The following is a 17,104-nucleotide window of genomic DNA, read 5'->3' on the forward strand; positions in this document are numbered from 1 at the left end:
CAAAGTGGGTGCGCTATGGATGTTGTTTGCGAGTTTGTCGTTCGCCTGCATGGGCGTGTGCGTCAAGCTTGGCACGGCGTATTTCTCCAGTAGCGAACTCGTCTTCTACCGCTGCTTCTTCGGCCTGCTGTTCGTGGCCGCCATGCTGTTGCACAAACGCACGCCGCTCGCCACCCCGCACTGGCGCAGCCATCTATGGCGCGGACTGTCCGGCACCATCGCCATGATGCTTTACTTCTACTGCATCTCTACCCTGCCCCTGGCTTCCGCCATCACGCTGAACTACACCTCTGCCATATTCCTTTCGGTGCTCACTTTGGCCGTGCACAAGGATCGTTTCCATCTGCCCCTTACCGCCAGCCTGACGCTTGGTTTCATCGGCGTGGTGTTGCTGCTGCACCCCACCTTCGAGCGCGAACAGTTTGTCAGCGGCATGTTGGGTTTGGCGTCCGGTTTTTTAGCTGCTGTAGCGTTAATGAACGTGCGCCAGCTCGGACTCGTGGGTGAGCCGGCAGTGCGCGTGGTGTTCTATTTCAATCTGGTGGCCACGCTGTTCAGCGGGGCATGGATGGCCCAAACCGAAGTGCATCCGGTCACACTCAACAAGCTGTGGCTATTGCTCGGCATGGGGGTGTTGGCCACCTTTGCCCAGGTCGCCATGACGCACGCCTACCGTGTCGGGCAAACTCAGGTGGTGAGCACGCTGTCATATAGCACCATCGTCTTCGCCAGCCTGTTCGGACTGATACTATGGAATGAGACGCTGCCGATCGACAGCTGGTTCGGCATCGCTCTCATCATCGGCAGCGGCATGTTAAGCTTGCGCCTAGCACCCATCCACACAGAGGCAAAGTAAATGATCACCATTGAAGAAAACAGCCAACTCGTCAATATCGCCGTCATGGGCGAATTCACCATCGCCGATTTCAAGCAGTTTGAAGAGCACGCACTCCACAAACTCAATGCGCCCGGCAAGATCAACCTGCTGTTCGACCTGCGCGGCATGCTCGGCTACACCCCGGATGTCGCATGGGAAGAGCTCAAGTTTTTCCGTCGCCAGCACAACCATGATTTCAGCAAGATCGCGGTCGTCACTGACAACCAATGGCTTACCTGGCAGGCTTGGCTATCGCGATTGTTCGTCGATGCAGACATTCGCGCCTTCGGCGACTACCACGAAGCCGAGAGTTGGGCCCGGATGTAAGCATCGGGCGCGGCCGGATGAGATGAGAACTTCTGCAGCATTCTCGATTGCCTTCCTCGCCGCTTCCCTGTCGGCGTGTATCTATGTACCTGTTGTTGATGAAAACAAGGAATCTGCTGCCACTTGCGAAACCATTACAAAACACATGTCGATGCGGAACTTGTTCGAAAGGGAGGCACGCGATACGCAAGGTCGTTCAAATGACATCCCGATCAATATCGGGGGCGGTTGCAACTCGGAATGTGCTGCCGCAATACTGGCCGCTGTTGTCGTGGTTTCTGCGGGAAGCGCAATCATCTCGGGCAGTATTGTTTTGACGGGCAACACCGTCCACTGGCTGGAATATCAAGGTACTTGCAGTGACGGTTACCTTAATTCCACAAAGCGGTTGTTCCTTGAAACTGTCAATAAATCCAAGCCAATACCGGAAACCTGACTAAACCTGGGTAGTACGACTTCGCCTAATAAAGCCCAGTTTATTCGTTGGTTACCCTGATTTGGCTGTAATCCTCCTCTACCAATTACCCCGGCAACAATGGTACTGTTGCACTTGATGCAAAATCATAATAAGCAGATTAAAAAACGAGGGGGTAGAGTATGGTTAACAGCAGGATAGTGGCGGCGATTGCCTCAATGATGGTCTTCAGTACGACTGTGTACGCTGAAGATACTCCGGGAATTGGAATTCCTCCCGCGATACAGTCCGAGGTAAAGGCGCTTGGATGTGATGCTTGTCACGGGTGGGAACGAACCAAATTCGGACCATCATGGCAGAATGTTGCTGACCGGTATCGCGGCCAGACAAGTTACATTTACAAGGGATTCAACATCAACAGCGCTGGTGAAAAACTGCCCCTTGTGCCGGGACTGGTGAAAAAAATATCAAAGGGCGGCAAAGGCGAGTGGAATGAATACATTCCCATGGTCCAAAACGACCCCAAAGGGACTCATGTAAATGAGATCACCGACATCGTCAATTTCATTCTTTCCATTCCCCCGAAGAAATAGCCGAAGAGTTCGAAGGGAAGTGAAAAATAAATAAGCACTCATATCCAAAAATAAAACCCGCTTTTGCGGGTTTTATTTTGAACACCTGAACTTCGACGAATTACTTCAGCTTGGTTTCCTTGTATGCGACATGCTTGCGTGCCACCGGGTCGAACTTCAGGAATTCAAGCTTTTCCGGGGTGGTGCGTTTGTTCTTGTTTGTCGTGTAGAAATGCCCGGTACCAGCCGAGGATTCCAGTTTTATCTTTTCGCGTGCGCCTTTTGCCACAATCGTTCTCCTTTAGATCTTCTCGCCGCGAGCACGCATCTCAAACAGGACGGCGTCGATGCCGTTCTTGTCGATGGTACGCAGACCGGCATTGGTCAGGCGCAAAGCCACCCAACGGTTTTCAGACTCTACCCACAAGCGGCGGCGTTGCAGATTCGGCAAGAAACGGCGCTTGGTTTTATTGTTTGCGTGGGAAATGTTGTTGCCCACCATGGGCTTTTTCCCAGTTACTTGACAGACGCGTGCCATGACAATCACTCCAACCAGTTTTTCAAAGAGGCGCGGATTCTACATAAACCGCCGCAAAGACACAACTCAAAGTTTTATTAACCTTTTCGGTACAGCGCGGACTGGGCGTGCGCATGCAAACCCTCGCCAAAAGCCAGAGTAGAGGCGATTTCGCCCAATTTTTTGGCACCCTGGGGGGAAACCTGGATCAGGCTGCTGCGTTTCTGGAAGTCGTACACGCCCAACGGCGAGGAAAAACGCGCCGTACCGGACGTCGGCAGCACGTGATTCGGACCTGCGCAGTAGTCACCCAGCGACTCCGAGGTATAGCGCCCCATGAAGATGGCCCCCGCGTGCTTGAGTTTGGGCAGCCAAACCTTGGGGTCGTCCACGGACAACTCCAGGTGCTCCGGGGCGATCCGGTTGCTGATACGGCAGGCTTCGTCCAGGTCTGCGACAAGAATCAGCGCGCCGCGGTTCTCCAGCGCAGTCTGGATGATGGCCTTGCGCGGCATTTGTTCCAGCAGCCGGTTGGCACTCGCTGCCACGGCATCGATGAAAGCCGCATCCGGCGACAGCAGGATGGCCTGCGCCAGCTCGTCGTGTTCGGCCTGCGAGAACAAGTCCATCGCCACCCAATCGGGGTCGGTCTTGCCGTCGCAGATGACCAGTATCTCGGACGGCCCAGCGATCATGTCGATGCCGCACACGCCGAACACACGGCGCTTGGCGGAAGCAACATAGGCATTGCCTGGACCGACGATCTTGTCCACCTTGGGGATGGTCTCCGTGCCGTACGCCAGCGCTGCCACGGCTTGGGCTCCTCCGATGGTGAACACACGATCCACGCCGGATAGATAGGCTGCAGCCAGCACCAGTTGATTCTTTACGCCGTCCGGAGTGGGAACGACCATGACCAGCTCGGCAACCCCGGCCACTTTCGCTGGCAAGGCATTCATCAAGACGGAAGAAGGATAGGCCGCCTTGCCGCCCGGTACATAAAGACCGACGCGATCCAGCGGCGTGACTTGCTGTCCCAGCATGGTGCCGTCGTCGTCAAGGTAGTTCCATGAAACTTGCACCTGTTTCTTGTGATACGAAGTGACGCGCTGTGCAGCCTGTTCCAGTGCGCTGCGCTGGTCGGCGGGAAGCCCTTCGAATGCCGCCCTCAGTTCGGCAGGCGGCAATTCCATCGCGGCAGCATCCGCCAACGGCAGGCGGTCGAATTTGCGCGTGCATTCCAGAACGGCGGCATCGCCGCGTTTCTTCACATCGGCAAGGATGGCGGCGACGGTCGTTTCCAGCTTTTCGTCGGCTGTCTCCTCGAAGGCCAGCAACTTGTTCAGCCTTGTGTCGAAGTCGGCTTGCAGGGTCGAAAGACGGGTGATATTCATTTCATGGCGCTCTTTAATTGTTAACAGCCCGGGCAAAGGCATCCAGCATCGGTTGTATCGTTGCACGTTTGAGTTTCAGCGATGCCTGATTCACCACCAGACGCGACGAGATCGGCGCGATCTCTTCCACCGCCCTGAGATCGTTGGCTTTCAATGTCGCACCGCTGCTGACCAAATCGACGATGGCGTCGGACAACCCGACTAGCGGCGCCAATTCCATCGAGCCGTACAGCTTGATGAGGTCGACATGCACGCCCTTGGATGCAAAATGCTCGCGCGCTGTTTTCACATACTTGGTCGCCACGCGCAGACGTGCCCCCTGCTTTACTGCCGACTCGTAATCGAAGCCGTTGCGCACCGCGACCATCATGCGGCACTTCGCAATATTCAAGTCCAGCGGCTGATACAGGCCTTCGCCGCCATGTTCGTTGAGTACATCCTTGCCCGCCACGCCCATATCCGCCGCGCCGTATTGCACATAGGTCGGCACATCCGACGCGCGCACGATGATCAGGCGCACATCGTCGCGGTTGGTCGGCAAAATGAGTTTGCGGGAAGTCTCCGGATCTTCCAGCGCGGTGATGCCTGCAGCCTTGAGCAACGGCAGTGTCTCTTCGAAGATGCGGCCTTTGGATAAGGCGATGGTGATCATGTTTTTCTCAATTAGTTATTGCAATTCCGGGGAAGGGTGCGTGCCTGCGGCACTCAAGGGGGAAGAGTGAAGGGTTAAAACCTCCGAACTACTGTTTTACCCTTCTCCCTTCCCTTTTCCCCCTTCTCTACTTCAAGCGGCGAATGTTAGCACCGAGCTGCGATAGTTTGTTTTCGATGTGCTCGTAGCCGCGATCCAGATGGTAGATGCGGTCGATGACCGTCTCCCCCTGTGCAACCAATCCGGCGATGACCAGACAAGCGGAAGCTCGCAGGTCGGTCGCCATCACCGTTGCACCTTCCATATGCCCCACGCCGCGCACGACCGCGGTGTTTCCTTCGACATCAATCTGCGCGCCGAGACGGCGCAATTCCTGCACATGCATGAAGCGGTTCTCGAAAATAGTTTCCACCACCATCGCACTGCCTTCCGCGATGCAGTTGAGCGCCATGAACTGCGCCTGCATATCGGTGGGGAATGCAGGGTGCGGGGCCGTGCGCACGTTCACCGCTTTCGGGCGCCCGTTCATTTCCAGATGGATGGTATCGCCAGCGACCCTGATCTGCGCTCCCGCCTCGGTGAGTTTCTCCAGCACGGTTTCCAGGATGTCGGCACGCGTCTCGCGCAAGGTGATGCTGCCCCCCGTCGCCGCGGCCGCCACCAGGAAGGTGCCGCTTTCGATACGGTCTGGCATGATGCGATGGGTAGCTCCGTGCAGCCGTTCTACGCCGGTAATGGTAATGGCATCCGTCCCGTCGCCGGTGATCCTGGCGCCCATCGCGCGCAGGCAATTTGCCAGATCCACCACTTCCGGTTCGCGTGCGGCGTTCTCCAGCACGGTCACACCGTCGGCCAATACCGCCGCCATCATCAGGTTCTCGGTGCCGGTGACGCTGACAATATCGAAGAAAATGCGTGCACCTTTGAGCTGCTTCGCTTTGGCGTGGATGTAGCCGTGTTCGATGGTGATCTCCGCGCCCATCGCCTGCAGTCCTTTGATATGCAGATCAACCGGGCGCGAACCGATGGCACAGCCTCCGGGCAATGAGACCTTGGCATCACCAAAACGTGCCACCAGCGGACCCAGCACAAGAATTGCGGCGCGCATGGTTTTGACCATGTCATATGGCGCTTCCCAATTGCCGACTTTGCCGCCGCTGAAAGTGATCTCATTCGTTGCAGATTCCGCCATTACACCCATTTGCTGCAACAGTTTGCGCATGGTGCCGACGTCGTGCAGATCGGGCAGATTGGTCAGATGCAAGTTATCTGCTGTCAGCAGGCTGGCGCACATGATGGGCAGGGCGGCATTCTTGGCGCCGGAGATACGCACTTCCCCGCGTAAAGGAGTCCCGCCCTGGATGGCTAGTTTTTGCATTGGAGTTCTTCTTGCCGCTGCTGCGGCTTTTGTTTTAAAGTGATGAGTGATTCAACGGCAGCGCATCGGCCACCCCATACAGGCCGGCAAGACTGTGCAGATTGTCCGGCACATTGATAAAGTTCAACTTGGCCTCATGACGTTGCGCATTGCGCAGCCATGCCAACAGCAAACTCACTGCAGCGGAATCAGCCGCCTCGACCTGTGCCAGGTCGATCGTCCAATCCTTTCCATCCATCGGTTGCATGGCATCGCCGAATGTCGTGCCAATGCTATCCATGGTCAGGTTACCCGATATCCGCAAAACGTTGCCTTCGCGCTGAATCACTTGCTGTCTGCCTTTTCCGCCACCGCGGCGTTGGTCGCAGCTGAATTATTCTTGTCGGTCAGTGTCTTGATCAAACCGTCGATACCGACTTGCTGAATCTGATCGGCGAACGTACCGCGATAGCTGGTCACCAAGCTTACGCCCTCCACTGTCAGGTCGTATACTTTCCAGCCATCCGGCATTTTTTCCATGTCGTAATCCACCAGCACCGGCTGTTGCGAACTGCCGGGTTTGACGATGGCGGTTTTGACGGTCACATCCGTTGCCGCAGGATCCATCTTGAATGGCTTGATTTCGACGACCTGGTCACGGTAGGAGGTGAAAGCCTTGGTGTATGTACGCACCAGCAAGACTCGGAACTCGCTCATCAGCGCCTTTTTCTGCTCCGGCGTCGCCGTACGCCATGATTTACCAACGGCCAGCTTCGTCATGTGTTCGAAGTTGAAATGCGGCAGGACTTTTGCATCCACCAATTCCAGCAACTTCTTCTGGTTGCCGGAACGCAGTTCTTTGTCGCCGCGCACGACATCCAGCACCTCATGCACCGTATTTTTGATCAATACATCCGGATCCGGCATGTCGGCACGCACGACAAACGACTGGCAAAGCAACATCGCGCCGGAGAACAATAGGAATATATTTTTCATGGTTTTCTCTTTTCGTCTTCCTTGATTACTTCTTTGTATCTGTACTGTTATAGAGGAACTTGCCTATCAGATCCTCCAGCACCACGGCAGATTGGGTTTTCTTGAACTCTTCTCCATTTTGCAGCATTTTGTCATCGCCGCCCGGTATCAGGCCGATGTACTGCTCCCCCAGCAAACCGGAGGTCAGAATATTGGCAAAGGTGTCCTTGGGAAACTGGTAACGCTTGTCGATACTCATGGTTACCTTGGCATCGTAATTACTGGTATCCAGCACGATGCTGGTCACCCGTCCCACCAGCACGCCGGCGCTCCGTACCGAAGCCGTAGGCTTCAACCCGCCTACATTGGTGAAGTGCGCCTGCAATTGATAGGATTCCGAGACATTGTAGGTACTCAGGTTCCCCACCTTGAGTGCAAGCACCACCAACGCCGCGATGCCTGCCACCACGAAAACGCCCACCCATAAATCCAATGTCGTACGTTCCATAACCTTAAGCTCCTTGAAACATGAATGCAGTCAGAATGAAATCCAGCATCAATATCGCCAGCGAGGATTCCACCACGGTGCGCGTGGTCGCGCCCGACACCCCCTCAGCCGTGGGCGGCGCATCGTACCCCTCGAACAGGGCGATGGCCGTGACCGCCAGTCCAAACACCAGACTCTTGATCACGCCGTTCAGTATGTCATGCTGAAAATCCACCGACCCCTGCATCTGCGACCAGAACGAACCCTCGTCCACGCCGATATTCACCACGCCGACCACATAACCGCCGAACACACCCATCGCCGAAAATAATGCCGCCAGCAAGGGCATGGAGATCACCCCCGCCCAGAAACGCGGCGCCACTACTCGCGCAATGGGATTCACTGCCATCAGCTCCATCGCATCGATCTGTTCGGTGGCCTTCATCAGGCCGATCTCCGCCGTCATTGCCGAACCAGCACGACTGGCAAAAAGCAGCGCCGCCAGCACCGGCCCCAGTTCGCGCACCAGGCTCAGCGCCACCAGTGAACCCAGCGCCGATTCTGAACCGTAGCGCTTGAGCGTCTCATACCCCTGCAATCCCAGCACCATGCCGACGAACATGCCGGCCACGAGGATGATGATAAGCGACATCACGCCCGAGAAGAATATCTCCCGCATCGTCAGGCGGAAGCGGCGAAAACTCATGCCCGAGTAGAGCAACGTCATCAGGAAAAAACGCGCGCCGTACCCAGTACGCCAGACGGCGTTCACTACGCGTTTCCCGATACCCCTCAAACCGCCGACTATGTTCATCAGGCATGCACTCCCAAATCCGTATTGAAATCATTGCCGGGATAATGGAACGGGATCGGCCCGTCCATCTCGCCATGAACAAACTGCTTCACGAATGCCTCGCCGGAAGCGCGGATATCGTCTGCCGAACCTTCCGCGATGATTGCACCATCCGAAACGAAATAGACATAATCCACGATCTTCAGCGATTCCTGCACATCGTGCGTCACCACGATGGAAGTCGCCCCCAGCGCATCGTTCAGCTTGCGGATCAGCTCGCCCACCACCGTCAGCGAGATCGGATCCAGACCGGCGAACGGCTCGTCGTACATGATCAGCATCGGGTCCAGCGCGATTGTGCGTGCCAGCGCCACGCGCCGTGCCATGCCGCCCGAAAGTTCGCCGGGCATCAAATCCTGCGTGCCATACAGCCCCACCGCATGCAACTTCATCATCACCAGGTCGCGGATGATCTCCTCCGGCAGGTCGGTATGCTCGCGCATCTGGAACGCCACGTTATCGAACACCGTCATGTCGGTGAACAGCGCGCCAAACTGGAACAGCATCCCCATTTTTCGGCGCATCGCATACAAACCCTGCTGATCCAGTTCGTGGATCACCTGTCCGTCCACCTTCACGCACCCCTTGGTCGGTTTGAGCACTCCGCCGATATGGCGCAGGATGGTCGTCTTGCCGCAACCGCTCAAACCCATGATGGCGATAAGCTTTCCTTTCGGGAAGGACATATTGATGCCTTTGAGAATAGGACGACTGTCGTAGGCGAAATTGACATCGCAGACTTCTACCAGAGGTGCGGACACTTATAACCTATCGCGGTGTGAATAGGGGAGCATTCTAAACCACGCCACCCAAATTTGGGAACCGACGACAACTTGAGCTTGGCGCGATTGCGGGCTATCCTGCGCGCGTTCCATTTTCATGGCCACTTCAGGATCATTAGCGTGACACTTCCAGCCCTGCTTATTGTCGATGACGACCCACTCATACGCGATTCCCTACGCCTGATTCTGGCTGACGATTTCGAAATTCATCTTGCTGAAGACCGTCCCCAGGCAATACGCCTGTTGCGCGACATGGCGAGTCCGCCGCAACTGGCACTGGTCGATCTTGGCTTGCCGCCCACACCCCACCGTCCGGAAGAAGGCTTCCGCCTCATTACCGAACTGCTGGCGCATGCACCCGACATCAGGATCATCACGCTGTCCGGACAAAGCGAGGAAAGCAATGCCCGGCATGCGCGCACCCTCGGTGCCATCGATTTCGTCGCCAAACCCTGCGGACCGGAGACACTGCGATCTCTTTTACTCGATGCCCTGCGTTTCCAGCAAAACGAACAGGCAGGCCCGGGCGATGGCCAGCCGCAGCTCGGCATCGTCGGCAACAGTCAGCCCATCCAGGCGATGCGCAGCCAGATCGAACTGTATGCAAGGACGCCATATCCGGTATTGATTGAAGGCGAATCCGGCAGCGGCAAGGAATTGGTCGCCGCCGCCCTGCAACGCCTGAGCGGCAAACCCGACGCCTCCTATGTAGTGCTTAATTGCGCCGCCGTTTCGCCCAACCTTCTTGAATCCACATTGTTCGGTCATGCAAAAGGCGCCTTCACCGGCGCCACCAATGCACTGACCGGTTTTTTCGAGAAGGCAGAGAACGGCTCCCTGTTCCTGGATGAAATCGGCGAAATGCCGCAGGAGCTGCAAGCCAAGTTGCTGCGCGTATTGGAGAACGGCGAATATCAGCGTGTCGGCGAATCCACCACGCGAAAAAGCAACGCACGCATCATCGCCGCCACCAACCGCGACCTGAAACAAGCCGTACGCAGTGGATCTTTCCGCGTCGATCTCTACCACCGCTTAAGCGTTTTCACGATTCAGGTTCCGCCATTGCGTACCCTGAGCGAGGACAAGCTGCAACTGCTGGAGCACTTCAAGCAAGTCTATGCCACACAGGCGCAGCGCCCCCCGTTCAGGCTGGAAGCCTCGGCACTGGAAGCCTGGAAGCAATATTCTTTTCCCGGCAATATCCGCGAACTGCGCAATATCGTCATCCGCCTGACCACCAAGCATCCGGGCAGCGAAGTCAACGCAAGGCAATTGGAAGCCGAGTTCGACCCTCAACTGGAGCTGACGGGAACCACGCCAGCCGAGTTGTCCGCCGATATCCGGCAAGTCCTGCAACAAGGCGGTTTCGATCTGGACGACCTGTTGTTGGGCTATACTGCCCGCTACATCGATGCCGCAATGGAATTGGCGCACGGCAATGTCAGCGAAGCGGCCAAGTTGCTGGGTATCGCGCGTACCACGCTATACAGCCGCATGGAAGCAGTACAAAAACATAAGGCACAGAGAGTTCTGTAAAGGGGAAATTCAAGATGTATCTGGAGCACTTCGGACTGACCGAACCGCCTTTCAAGATCACCCCCGTCACCGATTTTTTCTTTTCCGGCGCCAACCGGGGCGAAATTCTCGATGCCTTGATCTACGCCATCAGGGACAGCGAAGGGATCATCAAGGTCAGCGGCGAGGTCGGCAGCGGCAAAACCATGTTATGCCGCATGCTGCTGGACCGGCTGCCCTCCAACATCAAGGCAATCTACCTCGCCAACCCCAGCATGTCGCGCGACGAGCTGCTGTACGCCATCGCCGACCGGCTCGACCTGAGCCTTGAGGGACAGCGCGTCAACGTCATCCTGCAGACATTGCAAAACCAGCTGGAAGCCATGTACGAGCGCGGCGAGCGCTGCGTGGTACTGGTCGATGAGGCGCATGCCATGCCGCTGGATACGCTGGAAGAACTACGCCTGTTGTACAACCTGCAGGTCGGCAAACACAAGCTGATCCAGATCGTGCTGTTCGGACAGCCGGAACTGGACGAAAAACTTAATCAGAGCAACATGCGCCAACTGAAGGATCGCATCGTGCATCACTTCAGCATCCTGCCGATCTCGCGCAAGGTGATCAACGATTATTTGATGTTTCGCATGCGCGCCGCCGGATACAAGGGCCCGGATATCTTCTCGCCCGCAGCCGTGCTGCTCATCGGCAAATCCTCGCAGGGGTTGATGCGCCGCGTCAACATCCTCGCCGACAAGGCACTGCTTGCGGCCTTTGTGGAAAATACCCACAAGATCGAAGTGCGTCATGTGCAGGCCGCCATCCGCGACAGCGAGATGATTCCCATGCGCAGCTGGAGCAACCGCAAGAGCATTTCGATGGCGGGCGGCGTTGCTCTGCTCGCCGCCACGCTGGCGGGCGCAGGTTGGTTCGTGGGACAAAACTCCGGCAATTCAAACGAAGCAGAGGCACAACGCACAAGGCCTATCACTGTCAGTGCTGTGCCAAACCAGCCGCCTGCGGCAAGCTCTGCGGTGACTGCCGTGGTTCCGGTTTCTGCAGCCTCCACGGCTTCCGACGTTGCGGCCACCTCGTCGGTCGCGGCTCCCCCATCGATTGCGGCAACCTCGTCGGTTGCTGACACTTCCAACGTCACGCTCCTGCCTCTCGACAGGACGCTCACTCTCCCCGCCGAGCAATCCTCTTCCAGACAGCAGGGGGGACTGACAAAACTCAAGACTCAGAAATCGGCCCCGGCACCCCATATGCGGCCCGCCTCGGATGAATCGCTGCTGCAACAGCGCCTCGACGCCACTGGTGCCGCCCTGTCGGGGCCGAGACGCGGGAACCTCAGTATCCAGTTGTTCTATACAGACGATATCCGCCCCGAGCGCATGGAGCGCTTTCTGGGCCGGGCTCAGAGATTGGGGAAATTTGCCGAGATATATATTGTGCCGATCAAGTTGAACGGCAAGGACGGATACCGCGTTCTGTATGGCCTGTATGCCAATAACGACGCGGCCCGCACAGGCATGGAAGAATTGCCGCAACGCTATAAAGACGCTTTTGCACCGACTTTGTACTTGCTAGATGGCTCGCAGAATACGCCCTAAGCAATTGAAGGCAAAAGTATATAGATCTAAAAGCGTATTGCCGTGCCGTGAGATTGATGTTACCTTTCGCCGAAACCAAGGGGAGAAAAGGGAATGAGGTTTACTCACGTACTGTTGTGTTCGGCTAGCTTGTCGCTTGTCGCCTGTGGCACCAATCCCAGATCATTTACCCTCTCCGACAAACACATCGAACAGAGCAACGCGGCCCCCATTACTGCCGGCAGTATTCCGCAAACCAGTACTCGTTCCGTCGTTCTCCCCCCGCCAAAGCCCGCAGCCAAAGTTGAAACCTACAGCGTCGTCGTCACCAGCGTTCCGGCGCGCGAAATACTGTTTGCGCTGGCGCGCGATGCCAAGATCAACATTGACATCGGGCCGGGCATCGAAGGCGTCGTCACACTGAACGCCATCGACCAGACATTGCCGCAGATACTGGATCGCATTTCCAAACAAATCGACATCCGCTACACGATCGAAAATGGCAACCTGTTCGTGGAAGCGGACAAGCCTTTCCTGAAAACCTACAAGATTGATTTCATCAACATGTCGCGTACAGTGACAAGCAAGATTTTTACGTCCAGCCAGATAGGTAGCGCCACCGGTGGCAGCACCGGAACAACCACCACCGGAGGCAATACCGCTTCAACCGCAGTTACCAGCGAAACCAAGAACAACCTGATGGATAGCCTGGTTGAAAACGTGAGGGCCATTATCGTCGACGAGGATCGAATCAGGTATACGGAAAGAGTCGAGCTTCGCAATGACTTGGCCGCTTCCGCCAAAGGAACCGGCGCAGCATCAGCAAACGGCAGCATTGCATCCGGTTCCAATAACAATTCAAACAATGGCAAGGGCCCCGCAAGCAAAACCGGCGGCGGCGTTGCCGGCACGGGAAACGAAGATGTCGCAAGCCAGACATCGACAGTGCAGCAAACGGCAAAATATGAACCTGCCGTCAACATCAACGCCAACAAGGAAACCGGCGTTCTTATCGTGCGTGCCACAGCTCGCCAGCACAAGAAGATTCAGGAATTCATCGACAAAGTCATGACAACAGCGCGCCGCCAGGTGCTGATCGAAGCGACTATCGCCGAAGTTACGCTCAGCGACAACTACCAGCAGGGCATCAACTGGTCGGCCCTGGCGCAAGGCGCCAAGGGCTTTCAGTTGACCCAGGCAGGCACCTCCGCCCTTCCCTCTGCCAATACCGGCAGCATGTTCGTCCTCAAATACAATAATTCGTCGAGCATGTTGGGAAATTTGACTTCAAGTGTTTCCCTGCTTGATTCGTTCGGCGACGTGAAAGTGCTTTCCAGTCCTAAGCTGAGTGTAATGAACAATCAAACCGCAACGCTCAAAGTGGTGGATAACAAAGTCTATTTCACGATATTGGTCACACCCGGCATATCGTCGGTCAGCGGCAACATACCGCCAACATATACCACCACACCCAATCAGGTTGCGGTCGGTTTTACCATGAACGTCACGCCCGAGATCAATGATTCCGACTATGTGACCATCAATGTCCGCCCAACGATCACGCGCATCATCGACTATGTGAACGACCCCAACCCTAGCCTGGCTTACCCGTGCGGCGCCGGTGTTACAAACTGTAACGTCTCAGCCATCACGAACTTGGTTCCTGAAATCCGGACGCGGGAGATGGAATCCATCATTCGCGTCAGCAGCGGGCAGATCGCCGTACTGGGCGGCTTGATGCAGGATGAAATCAACAATCAGAGTGACGGAATCCCGTTGCTGGCCAATATTCCCGTACTAGGCAACTTTTTCAAAAACCGCAACGACACCAAGACCAAGACCGAACTGGTCATTTTTCTGCGCCCGGTCATCATCAAAGACGCCAGTATCGACGGCGATTACAGTGCATACCGCAACAACCTGCCGGATGCGAATTTCCTCAAACCAGAGGATGAAAAGGCCAAACCATGAGCCTGTTACTCGACGCGCTCAAAAAGTCAGGCGACAAGAAACAGGAGGGCACGGGGCTTTCCAATCTGACGCTTGAGGATGTACCTCCATCGCGTACGGCTTCTGCCCCAAGCAATGCGTCGAGCCGGGCCGCCGGAGAAGCCATGTTTGCTGCCAAGAAGAAAAAATCAACCTCGGGAGGCTGGAAATTGGGACTGGTTCCCACAACCTTGTTGATCGCGGTGGTGCTGGGGTCGGGTTACGGCTATTACGTCTGGCTACAGATACAGCCTCCAGCCCAGCCCCGTGTGGCGCAACGCACTGCCCCTCCCCCGGCTCCATTTGTCGTCGCACCGATTGCACCTGCCGCGCCTGCCCTGGTTCCGTTCATTCCGCCGCAACCGCCACAGGAAAGACCGGCTCCTGCACAACCAGTGCAACCGCTGGTCACTGCCCGCAACGAAGACTTCGATGCGCCGCGCAATAAACCGCAAGCCGCCAGGACTTACAACACTCGCCCGGCAACCGGCATCACCGTCCAGCGCAAGGTGGAAACCGACACTGTCACACCGGCGCTGCTTGATGCCTACCAGGCCTATCAGCGCGGTGACTACACCACGGCGACTCAAGGCTACCGCGAAGTCTTGAGCAAAGACCCGCACAATCGAGATGCTCTGCTTGGTCTGGCGGCAATCGCACAACAACAGGGCGAGGATGAAACCGCACAACGTTACTATCGCCAATTGCTGGCGCTTGACCCGCGAGATCCCGTAGCCGAGGCAGCGCTGATGAATTACTCGCCCGATTCGGGCAATTCGGAAAGCCGCCTCAAATTGATGCTGACCGATCAGCCGCGATCTGCCGCATTGCATTTTGCACTGGCCAATTACTACGCCGGTATCTCGAGCTGGGGCGATGCGCAGCAGTATTATTTCAACGCACACACGCTGGAGCCCTCCAATCCCCAGTTCACTTTCAATCTGGCAGTAAGCCTGGATCATCTCGGGCAGCGCAAACTCGCTGCACAGTACTATCAACAGGCTTTGCAACTCGACACTTCCGGCAATTCCGGATTCGACCACGCACAAGCGCAACACCGTCTGAATGAACTGACGTCCGCCAAATAGGGAAGATGATGGCTGCACCGCAACAACAGACCCAGCAGCCCATCGGGCACTTGCTGATAGCGAAGGGAGTGATCAGTGAAGACCAGCTTCGCATCGCTACCCAGGAGCAAAATAAAACCCCGCAGCCGCTAGGCCGCCTGTTGGTGCGTCTCGGTTTTCTGTCCGAGGCGACCATCCGCGATGTACTTTCCGAAAACCTCGGTCAGGAAAGCGTCGACCTTTCCAACGTCCTGGTTGATCCGGCAGCGATCACACTGGTCCCCAAAGAGATCGCGCGACGCTACATCCTGCTGCCGCTGTCGGTCGATGCCACCAACAAAGTCCTGACCCTCGCGATCGCCGACCCGGACAACATCATCGCGCTCGACCAGGTGCGGGCCTTGTTGCGCGACGAATACCGCCTGGTCACCCAACTCGCCAGCGAATCGGACATCCTGCGTGCCATCGACCAATACTATGGCTTCGAGCTGTCCATCGACGGCATCCTGCACGAGATCGAACCGGGCGAGATGGATCACCAGAACCTCCAGCAGGGGGTGAACGAATTCAGTCAGCCGGTAGTGCGCCTGATCGACGCGCTCCTCACCGAGGCCGTGCAACTGGGCGCCTCGGATATTCACTTCGAACCGGAAAGCAGCTTCCTGCGTATCCGCTATCGCGTCGACGGCGTGTTGCGCCAGGTGCGCAGCCTGCACAAAAGTTTCTGGCCCGCAATGGTGGTGCGCCTGAAGGTGATGAGCGGCATGAACATTGCCGAGACGCGCGCACCGCAGGATGGACGCATTTCGCTACGCCTGTCCGGTCGCCCTATCGATTTTCGTGTTGCTTCGCACCCGACCTCCTACGGCGAGAATCTGGTGCTGCGTATTCTGGACCGGCAAAAAGGCATCGTGGCGATCAACCAGATCGGTCTGGACGAGGCCGCACTGAATACGCTCAAAGCCATCATCGCCAAACCGGAAGGTATTGTTCTGGTGACTGGCCCCACCGGTAGCGGCAAGACGACCACCCTGTATTCGGTGCTGAATCATGTCAACACCGAATCCGTGAACATCATGACTTTGGAAGACCCGGTGGAATATCCCATTCCGCTGATTCGCCAAAGTTCGGTAAACGAAGCAGCCAAACTGGATTTTGTCAGCGGCATCCGCTCCCTGATGCGGCAAGACCCGGACATCATTCTCGTCGGCGAAATTCGCGACCACCCGACCGCCGAGATGGCGTTCCGTGCCGCGATGACCGGCCACCAGGTGTATTCAACGTTGCATACCAACTCGGCCATCGGCGCGATCCCGCGCCTGCTCGACATCGGCATCCTGCCGGACATCATGGCAGGCAACATCATCGGCATCATCGCCCAGCGTCTGGTACGCGTGCTGTGCCGCCACTGCAAATACCCGTATCACCCGGACCACACCGAATGCAAGATGCTCGGCGTGCGCCACGACGAGAGCATCACCATCTACCGTGCTGCCGGTTGCGATGTCTGCCACCATCAGGGCTACTCCGGGCGTCAGGCAATCATGGAAATACTCAGACTGGACAGCGACATGGATGACCTGATCGCACGCCGCGCCAGCATCCGCGACTTGAAGAACAACGCACTGGAACACGGCTTCCGCCCATTGGCCCAAGACGGCATCCGGCGCATCCTGCAAGGCGTGACTTCCATCGCGGAAGTCTCGCGCGTGGTCGACCTGAGCGACCGGATGTAA

Annotated in this window: 19 protein-coding genes; 9 read left to right on the forward strand and 10 right to left on the reverse strand. The window is 56.7% G+C overall.

What is annotated here, in order from left to right; translation table 11 throughout:
* Positions 1-4: 4 nt before the first annotated feature.
* From QOY30_RS13820 to QOY30_RS13835, 4 genes are all read left to right on the forward strand, one after another.
* A complete protein-coding gene (locus QOY30_RS13820; protein ID WP_283745197.1) occupies positions 5-856 on the forward strand; it encodes a DMT family transporter in 852 nt (283 codons plus the stop codon).
* Positions 857-1,204: a SpoIIAA family protein gene (locus tag QOY30_RS13825; protein ID WP_283745198.1), complete on the forward strand. Its 348-nt coding sequence runs from the start codon at positions 857-859 to the stop codon at positions 1,202-1,204.
* Positions 1,205-1,226: 22 nt separating this feature from the next.
* Positions 1,227-1,640: a hypothetical protein gene (locus QOY30_RS13830; RefSeq protein WP_283745199.1), complete on the forward strand. Its 414-nt coding sequence runs from the start codon at positions 1,227-1,229 to the stop codon at positions 1,638-1,640.
* A 161-nt stretch (positions 1,641-1,801) separates the two neighbouring features.
* Positions 1,802-2,212, forward strand: coding sequence for a c-type cytochrome (locus QOY30_RS13835; protein WP_283745200.1), 411 nt, complete (start codon positions 1,802-1,804; stop codon positions 2,210-2,212).
* A gap of 100 nt (positions 2,213-2,312) precedes the next feature.
* Here QOY30_RS13835 and rpmG read toward each other — a convergent pair whose 3' ends face one another.
* The 10 genes from rpmG to QOY30_RS13885 form a co-directional block, all read right to left on the reverse strand.
* Positions 2,313-2,480: a 50S ribosomal protein L33 gene (rpmG, locus tag QOY30_RS13840; protein ID WP_283745201.1), complete on the reverse strand. Its 168-nt coding sequence runs from the start codon at positions 2,478-2,480 to the stop codon at positions 2,313-2,315.
* A gap of 12 nt (positions 2,481-2,492) precedes the next feature.
* Positions 2,493-2,729: a 50S ribosomal protein L28 gene (gene rpmB, locus QOY30_RS13845; RefSeq protein WP_283745202.1), complete on the reverse strand. Its 237-nt coding sequence runs from the start codon at positions 2,727-2,729 to the stop codon at positions 2,493-2,495.
* Between the two features lie 77 nt (positions 2,730-2,806).
* Positions 2,807-4,102, reverse strand: coding sequence for a histidinol dehydrogenase (gene hisD / locus QOY30_RS13850; RefSeq protein ID WP_283745203.1), 1,296 nt, complete (start codon positions 4,100-4,102; stop codon positions 2,807-2,809).
* 13 nt (positions 4,103-4,115) lie between these two features.
* Positions 4,116-4,754 carry an ATP phosphoribosyltransferase gene (gene hisG / locus QOY30_RS13855; protein WP_283745204.1) on the reverse strand — a complete coding sequence of 213 codons (639 nt, stop codon included), beginning with the start codon at positions 4,752-4,754 and terminating at the stop codon, positions 4,116-4,118.
* A 127-nt stretch (positions 4,755-4,881) separates the two neighbouring features.
* A complete protein-coding gene (gene murA / locus QOY30_RS13860) occupies positions 4,882-6,132 on the reverse strand; it encodes a UDP-N-acetylglucosamine 1-carboxyvinyltransferase (protein WP_283745205.1) in 1,251 nt (416 codons plus the stop codon).
* A 34-nt stretch (positions 6,133-6,166) separates the two neighbouring features.
* Positions 6,167-6,460 (reverse strand): STAS domain-containing protein, encoded by a 294-nt coding sequence (locus QOY30_RS13865; RefSeq protein ID WP_283745206.1) that lies wholly within the window; start codon positions 6,458-6,460, stop codon positions 6,167-6,169.
* A complete protein-coding gene (locus QOY30_RS13870) occupies positions 6,457-7,107 on the reverse strand; it encodes an MlaC/ttg2D family ABC transporter substrate-binding protein (protein ID WP_283745207.1) in 651 nt (216 codons plus the stop codon). Before QOY30_RS13870 ends, QOY30_RS13865 begins: the two co-directional genes overlap by 4 nt.
* Positions 7,108-7,132: 25 nt before the next feature.
* A complete protein-coding gene (gene mlaD / locus QOY30_RS13875) occupies positions 7,133-7,594 on the reverse strand; it encodes an outer membrane lipid asymmetry maintenance protein MlaD (protein ID WP_283745208.1) in 462 nt (153 codons plus the stop codon).
* A gap of 4 nt (positions 7,595-7,598) precedes the next feature.
* Entirely contained in the window at positions 7,599-8,387 is a 789-nt protein-coding gene (gene mlaE / locus QOY30_RS13880) for a lipid asymmetry maintenance ABC transporter permease subunit MlaE (RefSeq protein WP_283745209.1), read from the reverse strand.
* Entirely contained in the window at positions 8,387-9,187 is an 801-nt protein-coding gene (locus QOY30_RS13885; RefSeq protein ID WP_283745210.1) for an ABC transporter ATP-binding protein, read from the reverse strand. Before QOY30_RS13885 ends, mlaE begins: the two co-directional genes overlap by 1 nt.
* Positions 9,188-9,328: 141 nt before the next feature.
* Between QOY30_RS13885 and QOY30_RS13890 the strand changes: the two genes are divergently transcribed.
* The 5 genes from QOY30_RS13890 to QOY30_RS13910 all read left to right on the forward strand — a co-directional run bounded on the left by QOY30_RS13890 (position 9,329) and on the right by QOY30_RS13910 (position 17,104).
* Complete coding sequence (locus QOY30_RS13890; RefSeq protein WP_283745211.1) at positions 9,329-10,744, forward strand: sigma-54-dependent transcriptional regulator; 1,416 nt, start codon at positions 9,329-9,331, stop codon at positions 10,742-10,744.
* Positions 10,745-10,758: 14 nt separating this feature from the next.
* Positions 10,759-12,333, forward strand: coding sequence for an ExeA family protein (locus tag QOY30_RS13895; protein WP_283745212.1), 1,575 nt, complete (start codon positions 10,759-10,761; stop codon positions 12,331-12,333).
* Positions 12,334-12,426: 93 nt separating this feature from the next.
* Entirely contained in the window at positions 12,427-14,283 is a 1,857-nt protein-coding gene (locus QOY30_RS13900) for a type II secretion system protein GspD (protein WP_283745213.1), read from the forward strand.
* Positions 14,280-15,389: a tetratricopeptide repeat protein gene (locus QOY30_RS13905; protein ID WP_283745214.1), complete on the forward strand. Its 1,110-nt coding sequence runs from the start codon at positions 14,280-14,282 to the stop codon at positions 15,387-15,389. Before QOY30_RS13900 ends, QOY30_RS13905 begins: the two co-directional genes overlap by 4 nt.
* 8 nt (positions 15,390-15,397) lie before the next feature.
* A complete protein-coding gene (locus QOY30_RS13910; RefSeq protein ID WP_283745215.1) occupies positions 15,398-17,104 on the forward strand; it encodes a GspE/PulE family protein in 1,707 nt (568 codons plus the stop codon).

This window comes from Sideroxydans sp. CL21, assembly GCF_902459525.1.
Lineage (GTDB): Bacteria > Pseudomonadota > Gammaproteobacteria > Burkholderiales > Gallionellaceae > Sideroxyarcus.

Coding starts and splice junctions, on each gene's coding strand:
- QOY30_RS13825 (WP_283745198.1), top strand. CDS start 857: ATGATCACCATTGAAGAAAACAGCCAACTCGTCAATATCGCCGTCATG.
- QOY30_RS13830 (WP_283745199.1), top strand. CDS start 1,227: ATGAGAACTTCTGCAGCATTCTCGATTGCCTTCCTCGCCGCTTCCCTG.
- QOY30_RS13835 (WP_283745200.1), top strand. CDS start 1,802: ATGGTTAACAGCAGGATAGTGGCGGCGATTGCCTCAATGATGGTCTTC.
- rpmB (WP_283745202.1), bottom strand. CDS start 2,729: ATGGCACGCGTCTGTCAAGTAACTGGGAAAAAGCCCATGGTGGGCAAC.
- hisD (WP_283745203.1), bottom strand. CDS start 4,102: ATGAATATCACCCGTCTTTCGACCCTGCAAGCCGACTTCGACACAAGG.
- hisG (WP_283745204.1), bottom strand. CDS start 4,754: ATGATCACCATCGCCTTATCCAAAGGCCGCATCTTCGAAGAGACACTG.
- murA (WP_283745205.1), bottom strand. CDS start 6,132: ATGCAAAAACTAGCCATCCAGGGCGGGACTCCTTTACGCGGGGAAGTG.
- QOY30_RS13870 (WP_283745207.1), bottom strand. CDS start 7,107: ATGAAAAATATATTCCTATTGTTCTCCGGCGCGATGTTGCTTTGCCAG.
- mlaD (WP_283745208.1), bottom strand. CDS start 7,594: ATGGAACGTACGACATTGGATTTATGGGTGGGCGTTTTCGTGGTGGCA.
- mlaE (WP_283745209.1), bottom strand. CDS start 8,387: ATGAACATAGTCGGCGGTTTGAGGGGTATCGGGAAACGCGTAGTGAAC.
- QOY30_RS13895 (WP_283745212.1), top strand. CDS start 10,759: ATGTATCTGGAGCACTTCGGACTGACCGAACCGCCTTTCAAGATCACC.
- QOY30_RS13900 (WP_283745213.1), top strand. CDS start 12,427: ATGAGGTTTACTCACGTACTGTTGTGTTCGGCTAGCTTGTCGCTTGTC.
- QOY30_RS13905 (WP_283745214.1), top strand. CDS start 14,280: ATGAGCCTGTTACTCGACGCGCTCAAAAAGTCAGGCGACAAGAAACAG.
- QOY30_RS13910 (WP_283745215.1), top strand. CDS start 15,398: ATGGCTGCACCGCAACAACAGACCCAGCAGCCCATCGGGCACTTGCTG.